General features: G+C 39.0%; 19 protein-coding genes and 1 pseudogene. 11 read left to right on the plus strand and 9 right to left on the minus strand.

The window, feature by feature from the left end; translation table 11 throughout:
* Positions 1 to 94 precede the first annotated feature (94 nt).
* The 4 genes from P4S71_RS07400 to P4S71_RS07415 are packed head-to-tail and all read left to right on the plus strand — an operon-like array spanning position 95 to position 3,591.
* On the plus strand, positions 95 to 772 hold the full coding sequence (locus tag P4S71_RS07400) for a phosphoribosylanthranilate isomerase (protein ID WP_008133429.1): 678 nt from the start codon (positions 95 to 97) through the stop codon (positions 770 to 772).
* Between the two features lie 58 nt (positions 773 to 830).
* The gene (upp, locus tag P4S71_RS07405; protein ID WP_232224803.1) at positions 831 to 1,535 is read left to right on the plus strand and encodes a uracil phosphoribosyltransferase; all 705 of its coding nucleotides are present in this window, start codon (positions 831 to 833) and stop codon (positions 1,533 to 1,535) included.
* Positions 1,532 to 2,446 carry an EamA family transporter gene (locus tag P4S71_RS07410; RefSeq protein WP_033039413.1) on the plus strand — a complete coding sequence of 305 codons (915 nt, stop codon included), beginning with the start codon at positions 1,532 to 1,534 and terminating at the stop codon, positions 2,444 to 2,446. Before upp ends, P4S71_RS07410 begins: the two co-directional genes overlap by 4 nt.
* Positions 2,447 to 2,457: 11 nt before the next feature.
* Entirely contained in the window at positions 2,458 to 3,591 is a 1,134-nt protein-coding gene (locus P4S71_RS07415) for an alkene reductase (RefSeq protein WP_007376276.1), read from the plus strand.
* A 373-nt stretch (positions 3,592 to 3,964) separates the two neighbouring features.
* On the opposite strand, the gene P4S71_RS07420 is transcribed toward P4S71_RS07415, so the two are convergent.
* Positions 3,965 to 4,468 carry a MarR family winged helix-turn-helix transcriptional regulator gene (locus tag P4S71_RS07420; RefSeq protein WP_007376275.1) on the minus strand — a complete coding sequence of 168 codons (504 nt, stop codon included), beginning with the start codon at positions 4,466 to 4,468 and terminating at the stop codon, positions 3,965 to 3,967.
* 230 nt (positions 4,469 to 4,698) lie between these two features.
* Here P4S71_RS07420 and P4S71_RS07425 point away from each other — a divergent pair, with 230 nt between their 5' ends.
* The 7 genes and pseudogenes from P4S71_RS07425 (at position 4,699) to P4S71_RS07455 (ending at position 17,289) form a co-directional block, all read left to right on the plus strand.
* Entirely contained in the window at positions 4,699 to 7,620 is a 2,922-nt protein-coding gene (locus P4S71_RS07425; RefSeq protein ID WP_337150380.1) for an amino acid adenylation domain-containing protein, read from the plus strand.
* A gap of 14 nt (positions 7,621 to 7,634) precedes the next feature.
* Positions 7,635 to 8,576, plus strand: coding sequence for a thioesterase domain-containing protein (locus P4S71_RS07430; protein WP_337150381.1), 942 nt, complete (start codon positions 7,635 to 7,637; stop codon positions 8,574 to 8,576).
* A gap of 244 nt (positions 8,577 to 8,820) precedes the next feature.
* Positions 8,821 to 9,765: a pseudouridine-5'-phosphate glycosidase gene (locus P4S71_RS07435; RefSeq protein WP_007376272.1), complete on the plus strand. Its 945-nt coding sequence runs from the start codon at positions 8,821 to 8,823 to the stop codon at positions 9,763 to 9,765.
* A 120-nt stretch (positions 9,766 to 9,885) separates the two neighbouring features.
* Positions 9,886 to 11,001 carry an efflux RND transporter periplasmic adaptor subunit gene (locus P4S71_RS07440; protein ID WP_007376271.1) on the plus strand — a complete coding sequence of 372 codons (1,116 nt, stop codon included), beginning with the start codon at positions 9,886 to 9,888 and terminating at the stop codon, positions 10,999 to 11,001.
* A pseudogene (locus P4S71_RS07445) lies at positions 10,998 to 14,087 on the plus strand (efflux RND transporter permease subunit). Before P4S71_RS07440 ends, P4S71_RS07445 begins: the two are co-directional and overlap by 4 nt.
* A 453-nt stretch (positions 14,088 to 14,540) precedes the next feature.
* The gene (locus P4S71_RS07450) at positions 14,541 to 15,812 is read left to right on the plus strand and encodes an HAAAP family serine/threonine permease (protein ID WP_337150382.1); all 1,272 of its coding nucleotides are present in this window, start codon (positions 14,541 to 14,543) and stop codon (positions 15,810 to 15,812) included.
* A 133-nt stretch (positions 15,813 to 15,945) separates the two neighbouring features.
* Positions 15,946 to 17,289, plus strand: a complete 1,344-nt coding sequence (locus P4S71_RS07455; RefSeq protein WP_337150383.1) for a M24 family metallopeptidase — start codon at positions 15,946 to 15,948, stop codon at positions 17,287 to 17,289.
* A gap of 52 nt (positions 17,290 to 17,341) precedes the next feature.
* Here P4S71_RS07455 and speD read toward each other — a convergent pair whose 3' ends face one another.
* The 8 genes from speD to P4S71_RS07495 form a co-directional block, all read right to left on the minus strand.
* The gene (gene speD / locus P4S71_RS07460; protein ID WP_007376266.1) at positions 17,342 to 18,154 is read right to left on the minus strand and encodes an adenosylmethionine decarboxylase; all 813 of its coding nucleotides are present in this window, start codon (positions 18,152 to 18,154) and stop codon (positions 17,342 to 17,344) included.
* An 88-nt stretch (positions 18,155 to 18,242) separates the two neighbouring features.
* Complete coding sequence (locus P4S71_RS07465; protein ID WP_306724500.1) at positions 18,243 to 18,656, minus strand: OsmC family protein; 414 nt, start codon at positions 18,654 to 18,656, stop codon at positions 18,243 to 18,245.
* A gap of 91 nt (positions 18,657 to 18,747) precedes the next feature.
* Positions 18,748 to 19,095, minus strand: coding sequence for a DUF3802 family protein (locus P4S71_RS07470; protein ID WP_007376264.1), 348 nt, complete (start codon positions 19,093 to 19,095; stop codon positions 18,748 to 18,750).
* A 126-nt stretch (positions 19,096 to 19,221) separates the two neighbouring features.
* Positions 19,222 to 20,691, minus strand: coding sequence for a succinylglutamate-semialdehyde dehydrogenase (astD, locus tag P4S71_RS07475; RefSeq protein ID WP_007376263.1), 1,470 nt, complete (start codon positions 20,689 to 20,691; stop codon positions 19,222 to 19,224).
* A 15-nt stretch (positions 20,692 to 20,706) separates the two neighbouring features.
* On the minus strand, positions 20,707 to 21,723 hold the full coding sequence (gene astA / locus P4S71_RS07480) for an arginine N-succinyltransferase (RefSeq protein ID WP_008133413.1): 1,017 nt from the start codon (positions 21,721 to 21,723) through the stop codon (positions 20,707 to 20,709).
* A gap of 85 nt (positions 21,724 to 21,808) precedes the next feature.
* Positions 21,809 to 23,014 (minus strand): aspartate aminotransferase family protein, encoded by a 1,206-nt coding sequence (locus tag P4S71_RS07485; protein WP_096793902.1) that lies wholly within the window; start codon positions 23,012 to 23,014, stop codon positions 21,809 to 21,811.
* Positions 23,015 to 23,393: 379 nt separating this feature from the next.
* Entirely contained in the window at positions 23,394 to 24,554 is a 1,161-nt protein-coding gene (locus P4S71_RS07490) for an HDOD domain-containing protein (protein WP_007376260.1), read from the minus strand.
* A gap of 46 nt (positions 24,555 to 24,600) precedes the next feature.
* Entirely contained in the window at positions 24,601 to 25,182 is a 582-nt protein-coding gene (locus tag P4S71_RS07495; protein WP_007376259.1) for an anthranilate synthase component II, read from the minus strand.
* Positions 25,183 to 25,361: the final 179 nt, after the last annotated feature.

Below are 25,361 nucleotides of genomic sequence, written 5' to 3' on the forward strand. Positions count from 1 at the left end.
ATCTTCACATAAAGATACTTGACACAAAGTTAATTCTTACATATCTTTACGTCGAGATTCTTTACAACCCTTTAACTTTAAATTGGAGAACATTATGAAAAACATTATTCAAGTAGCTGGCATTATCGACCGAGAAGAAGCAAATCTAATGCTGGAGTCTGGCATTGAGTGGCTTGGCTTTCCTTTGCGCTTACCTTCTGGAAAAGATGATATTTCTGAAACAGATGCAATGAGCATTATTAAAGGCTTAAGTGAGCCTCAAGCTGGTGTGTTGATTAGCTATATGGTAGATGCTGAAGAAGTGAGCGGTTATTGCAGTGAGCTAGGTGTAAAAGCAGTTCAACTACACGGTGATATTAGTGTGGCAGAAATGAAAAAGCTTAGAGAGCTGCGCCCTGATCTTTTCTTATTAAAAAGCCTTGTTGTGAAAGAAGACAATGCTGAAGAGCTGTTAGAAATTGTTGATACCATGGCTGACTTTGTTGACATGTTTATCACTGATACGTTTAACCCTAAAACGGGTGCTAAAGGCGCTACTGGTTTAACGCATAACTGGGACGTAAGCGCTGAACTTGTTAGACGATCTCCAAAACCTCTAATGATGGCTGGCGGTTTAACGCCTGAAAATGTAGCTGATGCAATCTATAAGGTTAAACCAGCCGCAGTTGATTCACATACGGGATTAGAAGGTAGCGACGGCAGAAAAGATGCCGCTAAGGTGAAGAAATTCATTCGCGAAGCTGAAAAAGCATTTTCGGAGATCAATGCTTAATATAATTCACTGCCAGATTAACACCCCTAATCTGGCAGACTCAAATAGGGAGAGCGTTATGAATGCAAATCAAGTTATTCAAATATATAAAGAAGACTCACAAATACTCTCAAGTAGTGTGATCGAGTTACCGCAAACAAATAGACTAAAATACCTGCATGCAAAAATGCGTGACAAGGTAGCTAGTAAAAGCCAATTCATTTTTTATGCTGATCAAGTGTTTCGTCTGCTGATTGAAAAAAGCTTAGAATTAGTACCATTTAAAGATCTCGATGTAACTACTCCCGTGGGAGAAACATACAAAGGCAAGCAGTTTGCAGATCCAATATGTGCCGTTTCTGTGGTTCGTGCTGGTGAAAGTATGGAAAATGAGCTGCGTCATATTGACTTAAAAATTCCCATCGGAAAAATTTTAATACAACGCGATGTCGTCACAAAATTGCCAACTCTTTATTATTCAAAACTTCCGGATCATATCGCTAAATGTCGCGTGCTGATATTCGAACCTATGTTGGCGACAGGCGGCTCTGCAATTTGTGCTATTCAGGTGCTTATAGATGCTGGTGTTTTAGAAGAAAATATCATTTTTGTTAATCTTTTGTGCTCCCCTGAGGGGATTCAAAAAGTTACTCAGCAATTTAAGAAAATTCAAATAGTCACGTCTTCAATTGAAGAGTATCTAAATGGAAACGCATTTATGATACCTGGAATTGGCGACTTCGGAGATCGCTACTTCGGTACGACCGATGTGGGGGCCGTATGACAAATAAACAACTAATACTTTGGATGTTAGTTGCTATGATTGCCCCAACAATTTGGGGCAGTACATACATAGTAACGACCGAGCTGTTACCGCCAGATATGCCTTTAATAGCGTCAACACTTCGTGCTTTACCTGCTGGTATTTTATTAGTACTGATTGGTCGAAAGCTACCTAAAGGCATCTGGTGGGTGCGTTCTATCGTGCTTGGCATACTTAATATTGGTGGCTTTTTTTACTGTTTATTTGTAGCAGCCTATCTATTACCCGGTGGTGTAGCTGCACTTGTTATGTCGTGCCAACCTATCATAGTCATGATACTTGGTGCGCTACTCTTTAAAGATACCCTTAATTTAAGGCAATTTATTGCTTGTGCAATTGCGGCTGTTGGAGTCGCGATGTTGGTCTTAGAACCAAATATGAATTTACCTGTTCAAGGTGTTATTGCAGGTTTAATTGGTGCCGCTTCAATGGCCACGGGAATAGTATTAACAAAAAAATGGGGCAAGCCTGCTGACGTTAATTTATATACTTTTACAGGCTGGCAACTCGTTGTAGGTGGATTATTTTTACTCCCGATTGGATTAGTACAAGAAGGCTTACCTAGTAACCTAACAGTGGACAATATAATTGGTTATTCCTACTTAAGTATCATTGGCGCCTTGTTCGCTTATATAGTTTGGTTTAAAGCTATTGAAAAACTGCCAGTTGTTACGGTGTCTTTTATATCGTTTGCAAGCCCAATCTCAGCAACATTATTGGGTTATTTTATTCTTTCGCAAAGGCTAACGATGAGTCAAACATTAGGCGCTGTCATTATTGTATTAGCCATTGTTATATCTCAAGTACAGCTGTTTAAAAAATCAAGTTCCAATTTTAATCTGGAACCATCATTAAACAAAAAAACTAGTTAAAGGAAGTAAACATGGACAACTTATTTACAGAAGCTCGTTTTGGGAAAATCAACGCAAGCAATCGCTTTGTAATGGCACCAATGAGTAGAAACAGGGCAACAGCTGAAGGATTAGCAACGCCTCTTATGGCAACCTATTATGCTCAAAGAGCAACAGCTGGGTTAATTATTTCTGAAGGTATTCAACCTAACCAAGTTGGTCAAGGTTTTATGAATTCCCCAGGACTACATAATTTACAACATGTGAAAAGCTGGCAGCCCATTACTGAAGCAGTACATAAAAGGGGAGGCAAAATTGTAGCCCAATTGATGCATTCTGGTCGTATTGGGCATCCTGAATTATACCCCAGTGCTCATCAATCAATAGCGCCTTCAGCAATTAAAGCTACCGGAGACGCTTTTACACCAACAGGGCCAAAGAGCTACCCTACACCAAAAGAAATGACATTAGATGAAATTACAGCAACCATTGAAGACTTCGCAAAATCAGCTGAATTAGCGATTCAGGCAGGTTTTGATGGGGTAGAAATACACGCAGGAAATGGTTTTTTACTTCACCAATTTATGGCAAGCAATACAAATAATAGAGCCGATCTATTTGGTGGTAGCGTCAAAAACCGTTTAAGATTTACGCTAAAAGTAGTGGCGGCTGTTACACAAGCTATTGGTGCTAAAAGAGTCGGTATTCGTATTTCTCCCGACAATACTTACAATGACATTATTGAACAAGACAGTGAAGTGCTCTACCAAACTCTTATTAGTCAGTTGCCAACTGATCTGGCGTATTTGCATATTATGGAAGCGGCTAACCGTGAGCACACCCAGCAGATCCGTAACCAATGGTTAGGTAAGCTTATATTAAACCCTCACAAAGCTTGGCAGGATGGCCCTGTAACCCCTGCTATTGCATCAGATGTGTTAAATGAAAATTTATGCGATGGTGTGGCATTAGGGGCACTCTTTTTAGCAAACCCTGATTTGGTAGAACGTACTAAGTTAAATGCTTCTTTTAATAATGTAGATCCCGATACGTTTTATGGTGGCGACGAAACCGGTTATACCGATTATCCTACAATGGTAGATAAAAGTGCATCGCTATCTGAGAAACAAAGTGAATCTATATTAGAGCGTGTTGAGCTTTCGTGATTAATTTTGCACCTGTAGGTTTGGTAGTTAGGCGAGGCAGAGTTTATGTCGTGTGATTATTCCCCATAAATAGGCGATAACGCAGCGTAAGTGCCAAACATCCGTAGCCCTTAGGTTCGTCCTAGGGGCGATTTACTCTTTGCTGCTACATAGATGTAAATAAAAGCCGTGAGTAGGGCGCGGAAGCTTTGCGCGAATTTACCTATTCTTACATAAAGATAAGTTAGTAAGGTGATGCAGGAGCGTTACCAAAGCTACCAAGTTACAAATCTCGCGCCACGATTAAATCGCTCCTCGATTGAACAAATTTTAATCCACAAAGATCAACATGCCCTAGATAGAACAAATTGTGCTCCTGAAAGGCCAACTGGCCTTATTTATAAGTAGAGCTAGAAAGGCCTAAAAGTAATTTTTTAAGTAATACTGCGAGTTGCTGCTGCTCCGACTTATCTAAAGGTGACAATAAAGACTGCCCTTTTGCGATATGCTCCTCTACAACCTGATCAATCAATTGAAAACCTTTCTCTGTTAAAGACACCATAACGCCTCGACGGTCATTAGGATCAGAGCTGCGTGCAACCAAGTCTTTAGCTTCTAGTTTATCGATACGGTTTGTCATTGAGCCTGAGGTTAGCATTAATGTCTGCAATAGTTGATTTGGACTCAATGTAAACGGTTTTCCTGAACGCCTAATTGTCGCTAATACATCAAATTCGCCACCATTGAGGCCAAAACGGCCAAATACAGTTTGTAATTCTTTGCTAAACATTGCATCGGTACGAACGAGTCGGCCCATAACTCCCATAGGCGAAGGGTCTAAATCAGGTCTTTCTTTATTCCACTGGGCTATGACGACGTCAACAAGATCATTTTTCATTATATCTACTACTCTAATTTAAATTGATAAACCAATATAACTCACAACAACCTCTACGACAAGACTCATCACAACAAGTATCTTTACACAAAGATACTTGACATTAAGATTGTATGTATTATCTTTTACCTAACTTTGTTACATGAGAGTTATGTGTAGTACTCATTTTTAACAAGGCAATTCAAAAATTAGTCATCTATAAAATTTTAAATAAAGGAATAGGCATAGAAATGAAACTACATAACCAACTAAATCGAACCGAAAACCTTGAGCAAGATCAGATATCTTTTTTGGGAGAAAGTGATACTCGAACATTGTTTGATTTAATTCAAAAGCAAATTATTGAAACACCTGATGAAACTGCAGTAATTAGTAACCAAGGAGATTGGAGCTATAAAATGCTGGATAAAAAATCAGCTAACATTGCCTCTTTACTCCATCAGCATGGTGCTAAGCAAGGTGAATATGTTGGTTTGTTTGTCGATCCATCGCCTGACTTAATTTTTGGTGTGTGGGGAGCTATTTATGCAGGATGCGGATACCTTCCACTGTCTCCTGAATACCCTGAAAAACGTATTAGCTATATGCTAAAAGACTCTAAAGCGCGCTTAGTTTTAACTCAAGCACATTTAAAAGAGCAAATTACTGCATTGGTTAGCAGCGACATTACTGTGATTTCAATAGATGATGTTGATGATAATACGTCATATTATGCGCCACTATTACAAGATAGCCTTGCTTATATGATTTACACCTCTGGAAGCACAGGTGATCCAAAAGGCGTCATCATTGAACATAGCAGTATTGTTAATCAGCTTCTGTGGTTAAAAGAAGAGCATAGCTTTAGCCAATCAACTCGTATTGTACAAAAAACGCCTTTTAGCTTTGATGCAGCCCAATGGGAGATTTTAGCTAATGCAATCGGTATTTGTGTTGTTACAAGTGAAGTAGGAATGTATCGCGATCCGCTTGCACTTATTGATTTAATCATTGAAAAACAAGTGACCGTTTTGCAATGTGTTCCTACCCTTTTACAAGCCTTGCTTGATTCGCCTTGTATTCAATTGTGCAACTCATTGTCTCACGTGTTCAGTGGGGGTGAAACGCTTACTAAACAGCTCGCCTTGCAATTTTTTGAAACACTGCCTGAAAAAGATCTAATCAATTTATATGGGCCAACAGAATGCACAATAAATTCATCCAGCCATAAAGTAACACCTCATACTTTAGAACAAGCGTTTGATGCAATTACCATTGGTAAGCCTGTAGCCAATACTCACTACTATATACTTGATGAACAGTTAAACTTAGTTGATGAGGGTGAATCTGGTGAGCTTTATATTAGTGGTGTGCAGGTTGCTAGAGGTTATTTAAACCGTAACGATACAACGCTCGAAAGATTTATATCTAACCCTCACAATAGCGAGCCTATGCATAATACGCTCTATCGCAGTGGTGATATTGTAAAACGTGATAAAGAAGGTAACACACACTTTTTAGGTCGCGCCGATAATCAAATTAAATTACGTGGTTACCGTGTTGAGCTTGATGAAATTAGACTTGCCATTGAAAAGCATGATTGGATAAAAAATGCCGCAATGGTTGTAAAAAATGACCAGCGTACCGGTTTTCAAAATCTTATTGCATGCATTGAATTAAATCATCGTGAAGCCGCTTTAATGGATCAAGGCAAGCAGAGTGAACACCATCAATCTAAAAAAAGTAAATTACAAGTTAAAGCACAACTCTCTAATGCTGGATTTAGACAACCACAAGCGCTGTTAAACTTACCCGTATTTAATTTACCAAATAAAAACGCATCAAAAGAGCAAACTGAAACTGTTTTTGCTCGTAAAACTTATCGTTACTTTGATGGTGGAAATGTGTGTGAGCAAGAAATACTTAACTTACTCAAAAAACAAAAATCAGAGATCCCTACACGCCCTGTCAGCGCATTAGAATATGATGAATTTGGTCAAATCATGAGATATTTTGGCCAGTTTAAAAGCAAGCAACGCTTACTGCCCAAGTATGGCTATGCATCTCCAGGCGCCCTGTATGCTACGCAGTTATTTTTAGAAATACATAATTTATTTAATTTAAAATCGGGTATTTATTATTATCACCCTGAACTACATACCCTGCATCTTGTACGCTCATTAGCGCCTGTAAGCACGGTTAAATTAACTTGCCATTTTTTAGGTAAACAATCAGCTATAGAACCTGTATATCAAAATAATATATTAGAAGTTTTAGAAATGGAAACAGGCCATATGCTTGGCTTATTTGATCATATTTTACCTCAGTTTGGCCTTTCAATTGGCGCTGCTAGTTTTGACAATGAATACCAAGATTACTTAGCTGTTCACGAAGATGACGCCTACTTAGGAAGTTTTGATATTAGCCAACATAGCGAAACTGACCCGCTTTCAAATGTTGAGACCTTAGTGCAAATTCAAAATGTAGATGGTTTAAATTCAGGACAATACACAGTTCAAGATAATCAGCTGACACCCCTTTCTGATCAGCTAATTGAAAAGAAAAAAGTGATTGCCATTAATCAGCAAGTCTATGATAGAGCTTCTTTTGGTATTTCTTTACTTAATCATTCTACAACGGCTTGGCGACACTATATTGATTTAGGTCGTAAGTTACAGCAGTTACAAATGAACGACTTAAACATAGGTTTAATGTCTTCTGGTTATAGCTCAAAATCTGGTAATAATTTACCTTCAGCCAATCGTATTGAAGAAATTTTATCTGATGCGAACTGTACAATGAAACCATTTTATTTTTGCATTGGTGGAAAAATTTCAGAAGAGCAAAAACGCAGCGAAGGTATGAAAGAAGACGCTATACATATGCGTGGCCCCCTTGAAATATTGAATCATGATTTACAAAATTCGCTACCTAGCTATATGGTACCTAATAAAATTATAACTTTTGCTGAATTCCCACAAACAGCGAATGGGAAAGTCGATTATCTCGCTCTAAAAAATTCAGAGAAACTTAATAATATTGAAAATAAGGCAGCCTACATTGAGCCTCGAAATAAATTAGAAGAGAAAATAGCTGATATTTGGCTCCATGTTATGAAATGGGACAAAGTATCTGTCCAAGATAATTTTTTGAAAGTGGTGGAAATTCTTTAACAGCCGTTACATTTATGAATACTTTAAATAAAGAGTTGAGCATTAGTATCCCGATGCAAGCTATCTTTCAAGCCCCCACTATTGAAGCACTTGCTCTTTATATTAAGCAAAACGATAACAGCTCACATAGTCGGTTGATTAATTTAAATAACTCTACACAAAAATCGCGAATTTTCTGCTGGCCTGGTTTAGGTGGGTATCCAATGAGCTTAAAACCTTTAGCTGAAAAAGTGGCCGATGAAGCGACGTTTATTGCAGTGCAAGCGCATGGCCTTAATTGTGATGAAGTTCCTTACGATACAATACAAGAAATGGCAGAAGCTGATATCAAGCTAATCAAAAATGAGCAACCAACGGGTCCTTATACGTTATGGGGATACTCTTTTGGGGCTCGTGTTGCATTTGAAGTGGCGCATCAACTTGAAGCAAGTGGCGAGACCGTGGAAGCACTTTATCTCATTGCACCTGGCTCACCTAATCTACCTCAGTATTCACAAAAAGAGCAGACACCTTGTTTTACTTCTCCTGCATTTGTCACCATTTTATTTTCAGTGTTCTTTCAAAAAATACAAGGCCCGGTATTAGAACAATGTTTATCGGCAGTGACTAATAAACAACAGTTTATTGACTTTGTATGTATGAATCATCGCACTTTGAATCGAGATGTTGTCAGTAAAATCATAGAAGTAGTCATGCGCACTTATGAGTTTAAATATACATTCACAGAGTTGCTTGAACGCCAAGTAAAAGCACCAAAAGTGATATTTAAAGCACAAGGAGATGATTATTCATTTATTGAAAACATTCCTGAGTACAACGAAAAAGAAGCGATAACACAACACTTACAAGCAGATCATTACGCATTATTAAAACATCAAGGTGTTGATGAGCTGTTTAATTGCATTGTGCAATCTCAAGGTTCTTACGAGAACCATCGTTCATTATTAATAGCGTAAGGACGCAATATGCCGCATATCAACATACATTATTTTGATTCTCACGTATCCAGTTCTACCAAGAATAGGCTCGTGAAAAAATTTCGGCACTGATAAGTAAAGAGTTTAAATGCAATAACGACTTTATTTCAATCGCACTGCATGCAGAGCAACCGAAAAATTGGCGACAACGTGTTTATAACAAACATATTATTCAGCAAAAATATAAATTAATTAAAAAACCAAGTTATTAGAGGAAAATAAAATGAACAATACAAAGATAAATCTTGTTATTAAGCCTGAAATTAAACGGGCTCTTGAGTTAGGGCTTGCGGTCGTGGCGCTTGAGTCTAATGTTATAACGCATGGCTTAGATTACCCTGAAAATAAACACACCGCGTTACAAGTAGAAGCAGCAGTTCGTGAATCGGGTGCAATCCCTGCAACCATTGGAGTCGCTAATGGTAAATTACTAATTGGCATGGATGAAAGTGAGATTGAGTTATTTGCAACAACCGCAAATATACCTAAAGTCAGCACGCGTGACTTACCCGTTGTATTAGCGACTAAGCAATTGGGTGCAACCACCGTTGCCTCATCTATTATTGCAGCTGAGTTAGCAGGAATATGCTTTTTTGCATCTGCCGGCATTGGTGGCGTTCATAGAGGAGCAAACAATACGATGGATATTTCTTCAGATCTTATGCAATTTACACGTTCACGGGTTGCCGTTGTATGTGCTGGTGCAAAAAACATACTCGATCTAGGTTTAACACTTGAATACTTAGAGACCCACAATGTCCCTATTATATCTTATCAATTTGATGATTTCCCTGCATTTTACTGTCGCTCAAGTGGCTATAAAGCACCACAACGGATAGATGATGCATCTATTTTAGCCGACATAATTGAAACCCAATGGCTACTTGATAATAAGCGCAGTGTATTAATTACAACACCCACTAAGCTCGAAGACGCCATTGATAGTGATGATGTTAATGATGCTATCAACGCGGCAATTAGCTCGGCTCAAGCGCAAGGGATCAGTGGAAATAAAGTCACTAAGTACATTATGAAAGCAATTGATGAAGTAACTAAAGGGCGTTCAGCTAAAGCTAACAGTGCCGTTTTGATCAATACAGCGCGTGTTGCAGGGCATTTAGCTGTTGCCCATGCAAAGCAATCTAGTAATAAAAGAGAAGTAGCGTAAAAATAATGGGTGAAGTTTATTGACAAATTTTTTTAATTATATATCTTTATATAAAGATACTTTACATAAACAAACTTCACCCAAGCATATTACCTACTAGATGCACACAAGGAGCTAATTATGAATTTCATTCCATGGATTACAACGACAGGCATACTAGCAATTTTAATAGCGGGCAGCTTTGCAGTTAAAAGTAACATCATTGATGCGCGCAGCAATATAGGCAATGAACAATCGGCTAATGTCGAAGCTATGTATGTAGAAAAAGTTGCTCACCAGTCACATATAGATATTAGCGGTATCGTAAAAGCCCCTAAAACATTATCGTTAATTAATGAATCAGCAGGTAAAGTTACAAAACTCTATTTGCAATCTGGCGGTATTACTTATGCAGGTGATACGTTACTCGAAATAGAACACGAGGAGGAAAAAGCACAACTGCAAATAGCTAAATCACGCTTTGAACTACAAAACACCACCGTAAAGAGATATAAAAGCCTTTATAATTCAAATAAATTGAGCGCTCAGCAATTAGATGAATCAACGGCTTTACTTGCTCAATACCAAGCAGAAATAAACCTACTCTCAGCTAAAATTGCTAAAAAAGTGATTACAGCACCATTTACAGCCCGCGTTGGTATACATGACTTGCAAGTCGGTCAGTTTTTACCTGCTAATACAAATCTAACTCAGCTCATTGGTATTGAAAAATATATGTGGGTCGATTTTTCTCTCCCGCAAACCTATACAGAGCTAGCAATTAATACGCCGGTAGTATTAACGCTACTTGATGACACACAGACAGAAATAATTGCACAAGTTGCCTCTGTTGCACCAGAAATGTCAAAACACTCAAGACAGCTGAAATACCGTGCAAAAATTACATTAGGAAATACTAAACTAAATTCAAATCAACTCGTTAAAATTAAGGTACCTATTGGCAACAAAAAAGAGGTTGTTGCAATCCCGTATTTAGCAGTTATTAAAGGTAAATTAGGGAACTATGTATATTTATTAAATAAAGACGAGGAAGGAAAAACATACGCTAAGCGTACACAAGTTGAATTAGGCGAACGTATTGGGGATCTCGTTATGATCACCAATGGCTTAACCTCAGGCGCATTAATCGCAAGTCATGGAGCATTTAAATTGCGTGACGGTTTAAGAGCATACTTGCTTAATTCAGAGCGTACTGTAGCTATGGAAGATACGTTATCTCCTAAGGTATCATTATGAAAAACAATCATTTTATGGATCGATTCATAACACAACCAACACTTGCAATCGTTTTATCCGCTATTATTTGTATTGCTGGGATTTGGTCAGTGCTTAAGGTGACTGTGCTACAGTTTCCAAAAATTGAAAGTTCATCTTTAGTTATTTCAACTAACTACGTAGGCGCATCAGCTGAAACAGTTAAAGGTTTTATTACAGAACCAATTGAACGTATTTCCGCTACGGTTCCAGGTGTTGATTATGTTGAATCAGTCACAATTGCAGGGAACAGCACTGTAACAGCTTACTTAAATTTAAACGAAGATAGTACTCGGGCTTTATCACAGCTTACTGCTCGTCTTAGCCAAGTTAAATATATGCTCCCGAATGATACTGAGGATCCCATTGTTAGCGTTAAGCGTACCGATCGACCTCATGCGCTATTTTATTTAAATATAGAGCATCAGGGCGAATCACTTACACAACTAACCGACTTTTTATCAAGGCAAGTGACTCCTATAATTACAGATATTGAGGGTGTTCAAAGAGTCGCAATTGAAGGCAGTAGAACGCCTGCGATGCGCGTGCATTTAAATTCTGCAAAGTTAGAAGCATTTGATCTTAGCGCTGACGATATTTACTCCGCGTTGGCTGCAAATAATACAATAGCTACGCTAGGTTATATAGAAACTAATAAACAAAAAATTGATCTGGTCGCTAATACACAATTGAAAAGTATCGATGAATTTAAGCAGTTAATTGTAAAACGTATAGATAATGATGTTATATATCTGAGAGATGTAGCCCATATTGAACTTGGCTCTGAGCAGCCAACGGTAAGTGCTCGCTTAAATCAGCATGATACTGTTTATATTTCAGTTTGGCCGCAGCCAGGAGCAAATGAAATTGAAGTTGGTGATGCACTTTACGCATTAACCGATAAAATTAATAAGACTTTACCGGATGGTATCAGTATTGGTTATGCCTATGATGGTACTTTATATATGCGCGATGCATTAAATGAGATTTTTAAAACACTGATTGAAACAGTTATTCTAGTAGGCGTTGTTGTTCTCTTTATGATGGGATCATTTAGAAGCTCAGCGGTACCTTTAGTGACTATTCCTATTTCAATATTAGGTGCTATTGCCGCAATGTATGTCGTCGGTTTTTCGTTAAACTTACTAACCGTACTCGCTATTGTTCTCTCTGTTGGCTTGGTGGTTGATGATGCGATTGTTGTTGTAGAAAATGTTTCACGTCATATTCGTGCAGGAAAATCTAAAATTGACGCTGCGCTCACAAGCTCCAAAGAGCTGTTTGTACCAATTATATCAATGACTCTCACACTAACAATGGTGTATTTACCGATTGGCTTTCTGTCTGGACTTACCGGCGTATTATTTAAAGAATTTGCTTTTACCCTAGCAATATCAGTGCTTATATCAGGCATTGTTGCTCTCACACTTTCACCAATAATGAGCGCTTATGTTATCCCTGCTGAAGGGCAAGAAACTAAATTAACAAAAAAAGTAAACTGGGTATTTGATCAGCTAAGAAATAAATATGCATTGTTACTTACTCTTTTATTATCGTGGCGAAATCAAGTGATTGTCGCTGCAATTGCGTTAAGCCTTATGATAATACCATTTTACCAAGGTGCACAAAAAGAGCTTGCGCCAGTTGAGGATCAAAGCAGCATATTTGTACTTGTACAATCCCCCTGAGTCATCGTTAACTTATAATGAAGATAACATTCGTGGCATGGTTGATAGCTTATTAGAAATACCCGGCACAACTCAAATGTGGCAGAACATTTTTACCAATAGTGCTTTTGGCGGTATTGAATTTATAAGTGCTAGCGAACGAGATTACACTACTAAATCAATTCTTCCTGAGATTTATGGACGCTTGGCTAAAACCCCTGGAGTCAACCCGTTGCCCATTCTTCCAGCGCCACTTCCTACTGCGGGCCAATTCGATGTAGAAATGGTCGTTAAGTCCAGCGATAGTTTTGAAATAATGCAAAGCTATGCGGGGCAACTTATAGGTAAAGCATTTGCTAGTGGGCACTTTTTATACGCAGACACTGATTTAAAAATCGATTTACCCCAAATACAATTACAATTAAAGCGCGATAAAATTGCCGATTTAGGAATGGATCTCGCTTATGTCAATCAGCAACTGAGTGTTCTTTTATCAAATAACTACGTTAATCGATTTGATGCGCAAGGAAAAGCTTATCAGGTAATCCCTGTTATTGACCGAAATGTAAAGTCAGATCCTGGAAAACTACTAAGCTTAAACATTAAATCAATTAATGGAACCAGCGTGCCATTATCTGCAATAGCTGAAGTTAAATGGGCAACAGTTCCTAGACAATTAAATAGCTTTGGACAGCAAAATGCCTTTCGCATATTTGGAGCCGTATTACCTAATTCCACAAAAGAAGAGGCACTTTCAGCATTAGAAAATGCCGCAAAAGAATTACTCCCCCTTCATACACTGTTGATTATGCAGGAGAGTCTAGACAAATAAGACAACAAGGTAATAGTTTATTAGGCGTTATGCTCATTTCACTGGTCATTGTTTACTTACTGCTTAGTATCCAATTTAATAGCTTTCGAGACCCTCTAGTTGTGTTAATTGGGAGTGTACCTTTGGCAATGGCTGGCGCGTTGATGCTATCGTATTTTGAATTAACGACTATCAATATTTATTCTCAAATCGGTTTAATCACACTCATTGGTCTGATTGCAAAAAACGGTATCTTAATTGTCGAATTTGCAAATCACCTACAAGAGCAAGGTAAAAGCCGCATAGAAGCCGTAATTGAATCTGCATCAACTAGATTAAGGCCTATTTTAATGACCACTGCCGCCACTGTTCTTGGGCACTTCCCATTATTAATGGTATCTGGAGCTGGGGCTGAAGCCCGAAATAGTATTGGCATTATATTAGTAGCAGGAATGCTTATAGGAACCCTTTTTACTCTTTTTGTATTGCCTGCTTTTTACGTAAAACTGGCTTCAAAACGAGTGCCTAAAGAAGTAAATAAAAGTAACCTTTTCAGTTCAAATGAAAAATCATCTTTTGCTATTAGTTAAGGTCTGTGACCTCTCAGGATTAAAGTTTGTTCTATCTAGGGGAAATTTAATCCCGGCGCGAGATTTATAACATAGCCAGCTCGGTAACAGCTCCTGCGTTACCTTGTTGGCTTACATGCAAACATGCTGTTGAAAATTCAACGACCAAAGATCAACACGCTCTAATAAGCTAAAGCTCTTATCGCGATAAATTATGTAATATCTGCAGCGTATAAAGAACTTTGTTTCATACAAAAAACCTGACAGCAGTTACTTCGTTCAAATAAACAACACATTGTATAATTATTACTTTATACATTGCTCACTTTTAAATCGGTGTTTCATATTCATGACAGTTAGTCACTAAACCACTACAACTAATTCATTCTAAAACCAGCTCAAAACATGAAAAATTTAGTCAAAAACTATATTCTTCGGCGCAATTATTATTACAAATAATGGATGAGCACACACATGACAACACCTCAAGGTGCAACGCTTTCAAATGCACCAATAAATAACACACACTCTTCTACCTCAAAATGGAACCAACACGATACACAATGGACGCTAAGTCTATTTGGCACTGCCGTTGGTGCGGGTATTTTATTTTTACCTATTAACATTGGTATTGGCGGTTTTTGGCCGTTAATTATTATGGCATGCTTAGCATTTCCAATGACCTTTTGTGCACACCGTGGATTAGCGCGTTTTGTACTTTCATCAAAAAATAAAGATGCCGATTTTACCGATGTAGTTGAAGAGCACTTTGGTGTGACTGCGGGGCGGTTAATTTCTTTATTGTACTTTTTATCTATATTCCCAATTTTGCTTATTTACGGTGTGGGCTTAACTAATACTGTGGATAGCTTTATGGTTAATCAAATGGGGTTAGAGTCGCCATCTCGCGTGTTGCTTTCGGGTGTATTAGTTGCAGGTATGATTAGCTTAATGATGGGCGGAGAGCGCTTAATGCTGCGTGCCTTTGCTATTTTAGTTTATCCGCTTGTGGGTATATTATTGTTTTTATCACTTTATTTAATCCCAAGTTGGCAAATGCCAGATATGAGCATGCCTGAAATGGGCAGCTTTGGAAAAACGTTGTGGTTATCGATCCCTATTATTGTGTTTTCGTTTAGCCACGCAGCGGCTATCTCAAGCTTTGTAAACGTGCAACGCGGTCACTACGGTGAACAAGCTACACATAAATCTGAGGCGATTTTAAAGCGCACTAGCTTACTACTTATTACCTTTGTACTGTTATTTGTGTTCTCTTGCGTGCTGTCGCTTACAGGCGAGCAAATGGCCGCTGCTAAAGCCGCTAACGTATCGGTTTTATCCTACCTTGCTAACATTACTGATAACTCGTTTATTGCCACACTTGGGCCGCTTGTTGCCTTTATTGCTATTACATCGTCGTTTTTGGGTCACTTTTTAGGGGCACGTGAAAGCTTTACAGGTTTAGTAACTAAACAAACAAGCTTAAGCGCAAAAGTGGCCGATAAAATTGGTGTGTTAATTATGTTTTTAGCTATTTGGTTTTGCGCTGTTAAAAACCCAAGTATTTTAGACATGATGGATCAGTTATCGGGCCCTATCATTGCGATGATTTTATTCATCATGCCAATGATTGCAGTTTATAAAGTGCCTGCACTTCATAAATACCGTAACCGTTTAAGCACGCTATTTATATTAGCGGTTGGCTCACTTGCTGTATTTGCACTTATTTACAGCATGATTAATTAATACGCTATATATTCAAAAGCCCAGCTAAGTTAATTAGCTGGGCTTTTTTGTTTGTACGGTTTGTCTCAAATTATTTTTTTATAGTGTGGGTTCTGGCATGTTAAGTATAAATTAGCCTAAAAATAGCCCAACTATGCAATACAATAAATTATTACTAATAAGCGCATGTTTGCTCGCAACACTATTTGTAAGCCCTTTAGTTCAAGCTTCAGAATCCCCAACAATTTTATCAATGAAAGAGCGCGCTGCGTTTATAGATAAAATTACTGAACTTAGAGTTAATAGCTTAATGCCCTCGTTAATGAAGCAGCACAACACTGATATGTGGCTTCTTATAAGCCGCGAATACAATGAAGATCCAATATTAAAAACAATGCTGCCTGCAACATGGCTTTCAGCCAGACGCACCACTATTTTGCTATTTGCACTTAATAAACAAGGTGGGGTTGATGCTTACGCTATTGCGCCTTATAAAATAGGTAATGTATTTAAAAAAGGCTGGGATAAGCAAACACAACCTAGCCAGTGGCAGGCACTCAATACGCTTATTGAGCAATACAAACCTCGCAACATTGCGCTCAATACTTCTACCGACTGGGCACATGCCGATGGCCTTGTGCTAGGCGATTACAAAACCTTAATGGCTAACTTGCCCGCCACTTATCACAATAAAATAATTTCCGCAGAGCCGCTTGCTGTCGCGTGGTTAGAGCAACGTATTCCTGAAGAAGTTGAAATGTATAAACACATTGTGGCTATTGCCCATCATATTATTGCAGAGGGGTTTTCGGGTAAAACAATTACGGTGGGTAAAACAACTAGCGATGACTTGGTATGGTGGTTTAGAGAGCGCGTAAAAGAGCTAAAACTACAAACATGGTTTCACCCAAGCGTTGCTATTCAGCGCGCCGATGCGAAGTCGTTTAATCATGAAGAAAGCTTTACCAATGGCTACGATGATAACGTTATACAAGCCGGCGATTTACTTCATGTCGATTTTGGTATTACTTATTTACGCTTAAATACCGACACGCAGCAGCATGCGTATGTGCTCAAAGAAAACGAAACGAGTGCGCCTAGTTACTTAGTTGAAGCACTAAAAAGCGGTAATAAACTACAAGATATATTTACCAATCAATTTGCGGTAGGAAAAACAGGTAATGAAGTGTTAGCTGCAGCACGAAAAGCCGCTATTGCTCAGGGATTAAAGCCCACTATTTATACTCACCCTCTTGGCTATCATGGTCACGCTGCTGGTACTACATTAGGTATGTGGGATTCTCAGCAAGGTGTACCGGGAGATGGTGACTATCCGCTGCATTTAAATACGGCTTACTCAATTGAGCTTAACAATGCGGTGTTTATAAAGCAGTGGAATAAAGAAATAAGAATAATGCTAGAAGAGGACGCTATTTTTGATAAAAGCGGTGTCTGGTATTTAAATGGCCGACAAACACAATTATTGCTTGTAAAATAAAGCAAAAAAAATGGCGCTCACTGAGCGCCATTTTTAATTTAATTCGTTGCTATTATTCTGTATCTGGCAGGTTACGGCCATAGAATATTTCTTGCATTTCACGGGTCAGTTTTGAGCGAATTTCGTCTTCTTCGCCCTCTGATAAATCTGCCGTAGAAAGGCCGAATAAATAGGTATTTAAGTCGGTTTCTTTTAACATCATTTTGGTATGGAACAGGTTTTCTTGATACACGTTCACGTCCATCATTTGGTACGCTTCTTTAGTATCTTCTGTCATGAAGTTTTGAATCGAGCTAATAGCATGATCAATGTAGTGCTTAACGCCATTTATGTCGCGGGTAAAACCACGAACGCGGTAGTCAATTGTTACCACGTCTGACTCAAGGCTATGAATTAAGAAGTTTAACGCTTTAAGTGGCGAAATAATGCCACAAGTAGACACTTCAATATCAGCACGGAATGTACAAATACCATCATCAGGGTGAGCTTCTGGGTATGTGTGTACACAAATATGGCTTTTATCTAGGTGCGCAACAACTGAATCAGGTAATGGACCTGGCGCTTCGTCAGCATCGTAATTTTGCTGCTCTTCTACTGGTTCTTCTGAAACCAAAATAGTTACACTAGCGCCTTGTGGTTCATAGTCTTGGCGCGCTACATTTAAAATGTTAGCGCCAATTATATCAACAACTTCACCTAAAATGTCGGTTAGTCTATCTGCACTATACTGCTCATCGATATATTCAATATATTCTTTACGTTGTTGCTCGGTCTTTGCGTAGCAAATATCGTAAATACTAAAGCTTAAACTTTTGGTTAAATTGTTAAAGCCATGAAGTTTAAGTTTATCGAAGGGTTTGTTCATAATAAACCAACCTATAAATTAGTGAACTCTGCACCTGCAGAATGAAAAGTTCGCGGATTTTATACGAATTTTCCTTATGGAAAAAGCGTTATTTTGCTTGATCTTGCACAACTTCGTGGCTATGCGTAATTTCTACTGTTTTATCAAGCATTAATGCAACCGAACAATACTTTTCAGCAGAGAGGGAAACGGCGCGTGCAAGGTGTTTTTCAGAAACATTATTACCTTTAACAACAAAGTGTAAGTTGATTTTAGTAAATACGCGTGGGGCTGTTTCGGCACGCTCTGAAGTAAGTTGAACCTGCACGTCTGAAAAATCTTGTTTGGCTTTCTTTAAAATACTGACAACATCGACTGATGAACAACAGCCAACCGACATTAAAACCATTTCCATAGGGCTTGGCGCGGCACTATCGCTACCAGCGTCAAAAACAATATTATGATTAGAATTAGAACGACCGATAAACGTATCGCCCTCAACCCATTTTACATTTGCTTGCATGTGCTTATCTCAAAAAAATATTTTCTTGATTGTAAGCAACTTAGCCGCAGTTGCAAATGAAAATGTACTAGGCGGCTATATAAGCAATTGATTAATACTGTTGCGAGACTGCATTATCGAATAAGTTTTTAACTAAACCAGCAAATTCATCTATAAATGCATGCTGCTCAACCGTGACAGGCTGTGTAGTGATACTACTGAGGACTTCTTCTAAATCGTAAACTATGCCGTCAACTTCGCGTACAATTAAGCTACGCTGCTCTGTATTAAGCTCTGTGTGCTGCTCACAAATAAGCATAACATTTTGCGCAATGACGTCTTCAATTAATTCCATTACTGTTGGGGCACCTGGTTTTATCTCGCCTGGCTTCTCAAACAATGCTAAATTTTGAGTTAGATACATGATCAAATCATCGTACCCTTGCCTATCTAAAACCATTTTTTATACCACCTTAAAATAATTAATTGCCATGATTTAATCAGAAAGCGACGCGAATTACTAGCTTTGCACGATAGCAATACAAAAAAAGCAGCCGAAGCTGCTTTTGTAGTTATTAAGTAGTACTTAATCTATTTTTAAACCTGGACTTAGCGTTGCTGGCATCGCTACTTTTTCAAGCTCAACTGAAGCAACTGGGTATGCACAGTAATCAGCAGCGTAATACGCGCTTGCTCTGTGATTGCCCGACGCACCAATACCACCAAACGGTGCTGCACTTGATGCGCCAGTAATTGGGCGGTTCCAGTTAACAATGCCGGCACGAATACGACGTAAAAAGTGGTCATAATCTGCTGCACTATCACTTAATAAACCAGCCGATAAACCAAAGGTTGTATCGTTTGCTTTATCAATTGCTTGGTCAAAGTCGTCAAAGCGGAATACTTTTAAAAGTGGTCCAAAATGCTCTTCATCTGGGAAGTCACTAATGTTTGTACACTCAATAATACCTGGTGTTACAAAGCCTGTATTGGCTGTGTGCTCAAGTTCTACTAATACTTGAGCGCCAAGTTCAACAAGCTCGTTTTGCGCTTTAACCATGCCTGCTGCTGCCGCTGATGAGATCATAGAGCCCATAAATGGCTGGTCTGCATCATCGTAGTTACCTACTTTAATAGCTTTAGTTGCAGTGATAAGGCGCTCTAAAATTGCATCGCCTTTGCTACCTTTAGGTAAAAACAATTTACGTGCACAGGTACAACGCTGGCCGCTTGAGATAAACGCTGATTGAATAATATCGTGAACAACCGCTTTAGTGTCTTCAACGTCAGTAATAATAAGTGGGTTATTACCACCCATTTCTAGCGCTAAAATTTTACCCGGTTGACCCGCAAACTGTTCATGTAAAATATGACCAGTACGCGAAGAACCCGTAAAGAACAAGCCATCAATCCCTTTGTGAGCAGCAAGGGCTTTACCCGTTTCTACTTCACCTTGAACTAGATTAATTACACCGGCTGGTAAGCCTGCTTTTTCCCACAGTTTAAGCGTAAGCTCAGCAACTTTAGGAGTAAGCTCAGACGGTTTAAATACAACCGTGTTACCTGCTAAAAGCGCTGGCACAATGTGGCCATTAGGTAAGTGACCCGGAAAGTTATACGGACCAAATACAGCTACAACCCCATGTGGCTTATGACGAATCATCGCACGGCCAAGTGGCATTGCGTTTTCTACGTCGCCAGTGCGCTCTAAAAATGCTTTTTCAGAAATGGCAATTTTACCAACCATAGCACCCGCTTCTGTGCGCGTTTCCCACAGTGGTTTACCAGTTTCTTGTGCAATAGTAATAGCGAGCTCTTCGCTGTTTTCTTTTAATTGCGCTGCAAATGCTTTAATTATTTCTAAACGCTCAGTAAAGCTTTTATCAGCCCATGCGTAAAACGCTTCGCGCGCTGCATTTACTGCGGTGTCTACTTGCGCCGCAGTTGCTGATGATGCCTGCCAAATAACGTCGTTATTTGCAGGGTTTAGCGAATTAAATTCTGTGCCTTGGCCTTGTGACCATTGACCATTTATAAATTGTGCAGGATGAGTCATATACTTTCTCCTAAATTAAATCGTGGTTGCACTAACAATATCGCCAGCTTGTAAATGCAATGCATCTGCTATTTCTTGCGATAAAATAAGGCTTTTTGCGCGCTCGTCAAATGTCATTGGCGCAACAGTTGCTCTAAAATCTTCAAGCTTTTCGTTCGCTAGTAACACCATGGTGTCGCCAGTCATTTCGCCAATTTCAACGTTAAAGTGATTTGCATTACGAATCGTTGCAATGTTATCTACTTTTGCTTCAACCGTTGGGCCGCCGTCAAAAATATCTACGTAGCCATTAAACGTAAAGCCTTCGCTTTTTAATAACTCGATTGCTGGGCGAGTGTTGTCGTGTACTTTACCTATTACGGCTTGCGCATCTTTACTTAGCAAGTTTACGTAAATTGGGTATTTAGGCATTAATTCAGCAATGAAAACCTTTTGGCCAATACCTGTTAAGTAATCGGCTGTTGGAAAATCCATTGAGAAAAAGTGCTCTTCAAGCCACTGCCAAAAAGGGCTACTGCCGTTTTCGTCAGACACACCGCGCATTTCTGCGATCACTGTTTGTGCAAAACGCTCTTGATGCTGTTTTATAAACATAAAGCGCGCTTTTGAAAGTAGCTTACCGTTACAATTTTTACGATAGCCATCTTTTAAAAACAATGTGCAAAGCTCTGTAGCACCTGTGTAGTCGTTACATAGCGTTAAAATATCAACCGCTTTGTAGACGTTTAGTGTACGCGAAGAGTGAATCACTTTACTTAAGTGATAATGATAAAATGCATCATCAAGCCCTACCGCAGCTTCAATTGCAGACGTACCTACAACGTCACCGGTTTCGCTATCTTCAAGAACAAACAGGTAGCCTTCGTCACCAGGTTGTGACGTTTGTTTAGCAAAAGAGCTTACTGAATGGTCAATCTTTTTTTGCAATAGTTCTTCGTTTAATGGCAAAGACGTAAAACCATGCCCTGATTCGTGGGCAATTTTCAGTAATGCTGAATAATCATTTTGCTGGATTGGGCGAAGGATCATCATGAGTCCGCTTGCTCCCTTATAAATAACGGTAAATAGGAATTGCAGGGCAAGCGGTGCTTGCCCTTAATTGGTTGGCTTAAGTCGCTTATGCGTTTACTACGCTTGCTACTGCTTTTTCAAAGCGCGCCATACCTTCGCGAATGTCCGCTTCAGGAATTACTAAAGATGGAGTGAAACGTACTACATCCGCACCAGCAACTAATGACATAAGGCCTTGCTCAGTACCTGCCACTAAAAACTCTTTTGCACGACCTTTGTATTGCTCGTTCACTACTGCACCAATTAATAAACCTTGGCCACGGATTTCGCTAAATACGTTGTATTTTTCGTTAACCGCGCTAAGTAGTTCATTAAATAATGCTGCTTTTTCTTTTACGCCAGCCAGTACTTCTGGGGTATTTACTGTATCAAATGCAGCTTCTGCAACAGCACACGCAAGCGGGTTACCGCCATAAGTAGAACCATGTGTGCCTATTTTAAGGTGCTGTGCAATTTCAGTTGTTGTGATCATAGCGCCAATAGGGAAACCGCCGCCAAGTGCTTTAGCCGAAGTTAAAATATCAGGTACTATGTTTAAGCCTTGGTATGCGTATAAATCGCCAGTACGGCCAACACCTGTTTGAACTTCATCAAAAATAAGCAGTGCGTTATGTTTAGTACATAAATCGCGAACGCCTTGAGCAAACTCATCAGTTGATGAAACAATACCGCCTTCACCTTGTAGAGGTTCCATCATTACGGCACATGTTTTATCGCTGATAAGTGCTTCAAATGCAGCAAGGTCATTGTAATCGCAATGTACAATGTCGCCAGGCTTAGGGCCAAAACCATCTGAATATGCAGCTTGGCCGCCAACAGTTACGGTAAAGAATGTGCGACCGTGGAAACCTTTGTTGAACGCGATGATTTGTGATTTTTCTGCGCCAAACTTATCAAGTGCAAAACGACGCGCTAATTTAAGCGCGGCTTCATTTGCTTCTGCGCCAGAGTTCGCAAAGTAAACTTTTTCAGCAAATGTCGCATCAACCATTTTTTTAGCTAGGCGAAGTGCCGGCTCATTGGTCATTACGTTAGATAGATGCCAGATTTTTTCGCCTTGCTCTTTTAATGCGCCTACTAATGCAGGGTGGCAATGGCCAAGACAGTTAACGGCAATACCACCAGCAAAGTCGATAAACTCTCGACCTTGTTGATCCCATACGCGAGAGCCTTCGCCTCGAACAGGAATTACGCTTGAAGGTGCGTAGTTAGGAACCATTACGTGATCAAATAATTCGCGATTGACTGTCATTTTATTTCCTCTTAATTGTGAGCAACACAAAACATCAAAATAGGTGTTTGGTTACTATTTGTAACCAACTTTATAGGCAAGATCAGTAACCTGATAATTGCGCAAAATTGCTTTGTGGTTCAATTTTCAGACGCACATTATTTCAGAATTACTTAAATCTGTCTCGTTAAAAACTTTCATGTATCCCTTTAAAATAAAGGGCTAAAGATATTATTTCATAGATAGTGAATAACTATTTGCATAGTCAATTATGCTCATTTTTAGACAACTAACCGCATGAGCACTGAGGCGCACACACTTTAAGTGTTAAATATGCAATATAACAATAGAGTGAGAATGAATGATTAGTCGCTAAAAAATTAACAAAAATTTTAAGTTTTTAGTCAATTTGAATAGCTAGATTGGTAAAATTACTTGTTTCGAGGGTTTTTAGTTCCGTTTTAGTGAACTTAAAGTACGAAAACCATGCTGTTGTTTCATCAGATTCAATAAGCTGGTGTTCTTTTAAATTTAGATATTGAGAGTAACAACGCGCTTTTAACATTACCTCGGTTAAAGGTAACATTGTATCGCCCTTATCGACTCCATTAACCAACTGCTGCATGACCCCTTGAAAGGGCAAATACTTAAATTTCATTTTCTCAATAACTTTAGCGCTGATAGCTAAAGATTGATTATTAAGTAACGTAGTTAAAAAAAGTGGGTCGGGTTTTAATTCTAATAACGCAGTGTGCAAGTCTTTGCGCTGCTCTTGGCGCGCTATTTGTACTTTACGTTGCCATACTTGCTCAAAAGTTTTTAAATATAAACGCACTAATGCGATTCGCCCTACATCTAAAAGCATACCAAGGGTAAATGCATGAATATCGTTTACATTGTTAATTTGCGCTATTTTTTGTGCTGCAATCGCATTAGCCATTGCACTATCACGTAGCCTGCGCTTTAGCAGTGAAAATGGTTCAGTACTGTGTGGCATCCAATGACGTACTGCAAAAGTAGGTATGACTAACTGTAAATTATCAAGGCCAATGTAGCGCAGAGCAAGCGCGGGGCTATCTACTTTTACTGAGGTGTTTTTACTACGCTGTTTTCGATAGTAAGGTAAATTAACGAGTGTGACTAACTCACGCCCAAGCCAGCTTAAATCGTTTACTAGAGGCTCTAGCCGCCCTACAGTTGCAGACTTAACCGCTAAAAGGTCAAGAATAGTTGCAATACCATCTTCAATCCCTAACGTATTTAGGATTACGGCATCCATGTCGCTTAGTTGCTTAAAAATAGCTGTTTCTATTGCTTTGTGAAGTACTTCACTCGCCTGAGCTCGATACTTATGATGCGCAGTACTGCTCTGCTGACGTTTATGTTGTGCTGCGACCTCAACTTGAAGCAACGTACGTTGCTTCATTGGCTCGCCATATTCTATTTCTAATGTATGAATAAAACCAATTTGCTGATGCGCAAAGCTATGACCAAGCAATAAATCATGTGCTCGTTGGTCAAGTATTTTAGCTGTTCGTTGTTGCGCTACAAGTTCAGTCATAACATCCATTCATTAGTAAATATAAAATAAGTATCGGTATTAAAAATTAGAAGCGCATTAAAAAGTTATCAAGCAGTGCTAATCCTTGTTCAGTTAAAATAGCTTCAGGATGAAACTGCACTCCCTCTATCGCTAACTCTTTATGGAGTAACCCCATAATTTCGTCAAATTCACCTAATTCGGTTTGACTCCACGCGGTTACTTCAAGCTCTTTAGGCAGTGTTTGTGCTTTAACGACTAAAGAGTGATAACGACATACCGTTAATGGGTTGGCTAAACCTTTAAATACACCTTTATTGGTATGAACTATGGGCGATGTTTTACCGTGCATAATTTTTTTAGCACGAATGACATCACCACCCAAAGCTTGTGCGATGGTTTGGTGTCCCAAACAAATGCCTAAAATTGGGTATTGCCCTTTTAGCTGCTCAACCACGCTTAACGATATACCAGCTTCGTTAGGTGAGCAAGGACCCGGCGATAACACGATGTGTTTCGGGTTTAACTGTTTTATTTGTGCAATGCTTAGCTCGTCATTACGTTTTACTAAAACGTCTTGATCTAAACGCTGAAAATATTGCACTAAGTTGTAAGTAAACGAATCGTAGTTATCGATCATTAACAGCATTACACAACAGACCTTATAAATTATTGACCACTACTTCACACAAGTGGCACTAAGCGCTGCATTCTACCACTATTAATTAACCAACATAAATTAGCAAAAAGCGTTAAAAACTTGCTCTTTTAACTAAAATAGCAGCTCAAGATAGATTTATTGCCCAGAGTTCAGGTTACTTAAGTTTA

The organism is Pseudoalteromonas sp. B62, from assembly GCF_037162565.1.
Lineage (GTDB): Bacteria > Pseudomonadota > Gammaproteobacteria > Enterobacterales > Alteromonadaceae > Pseudoalteromonas > Pseudoalteromonas fuliginea.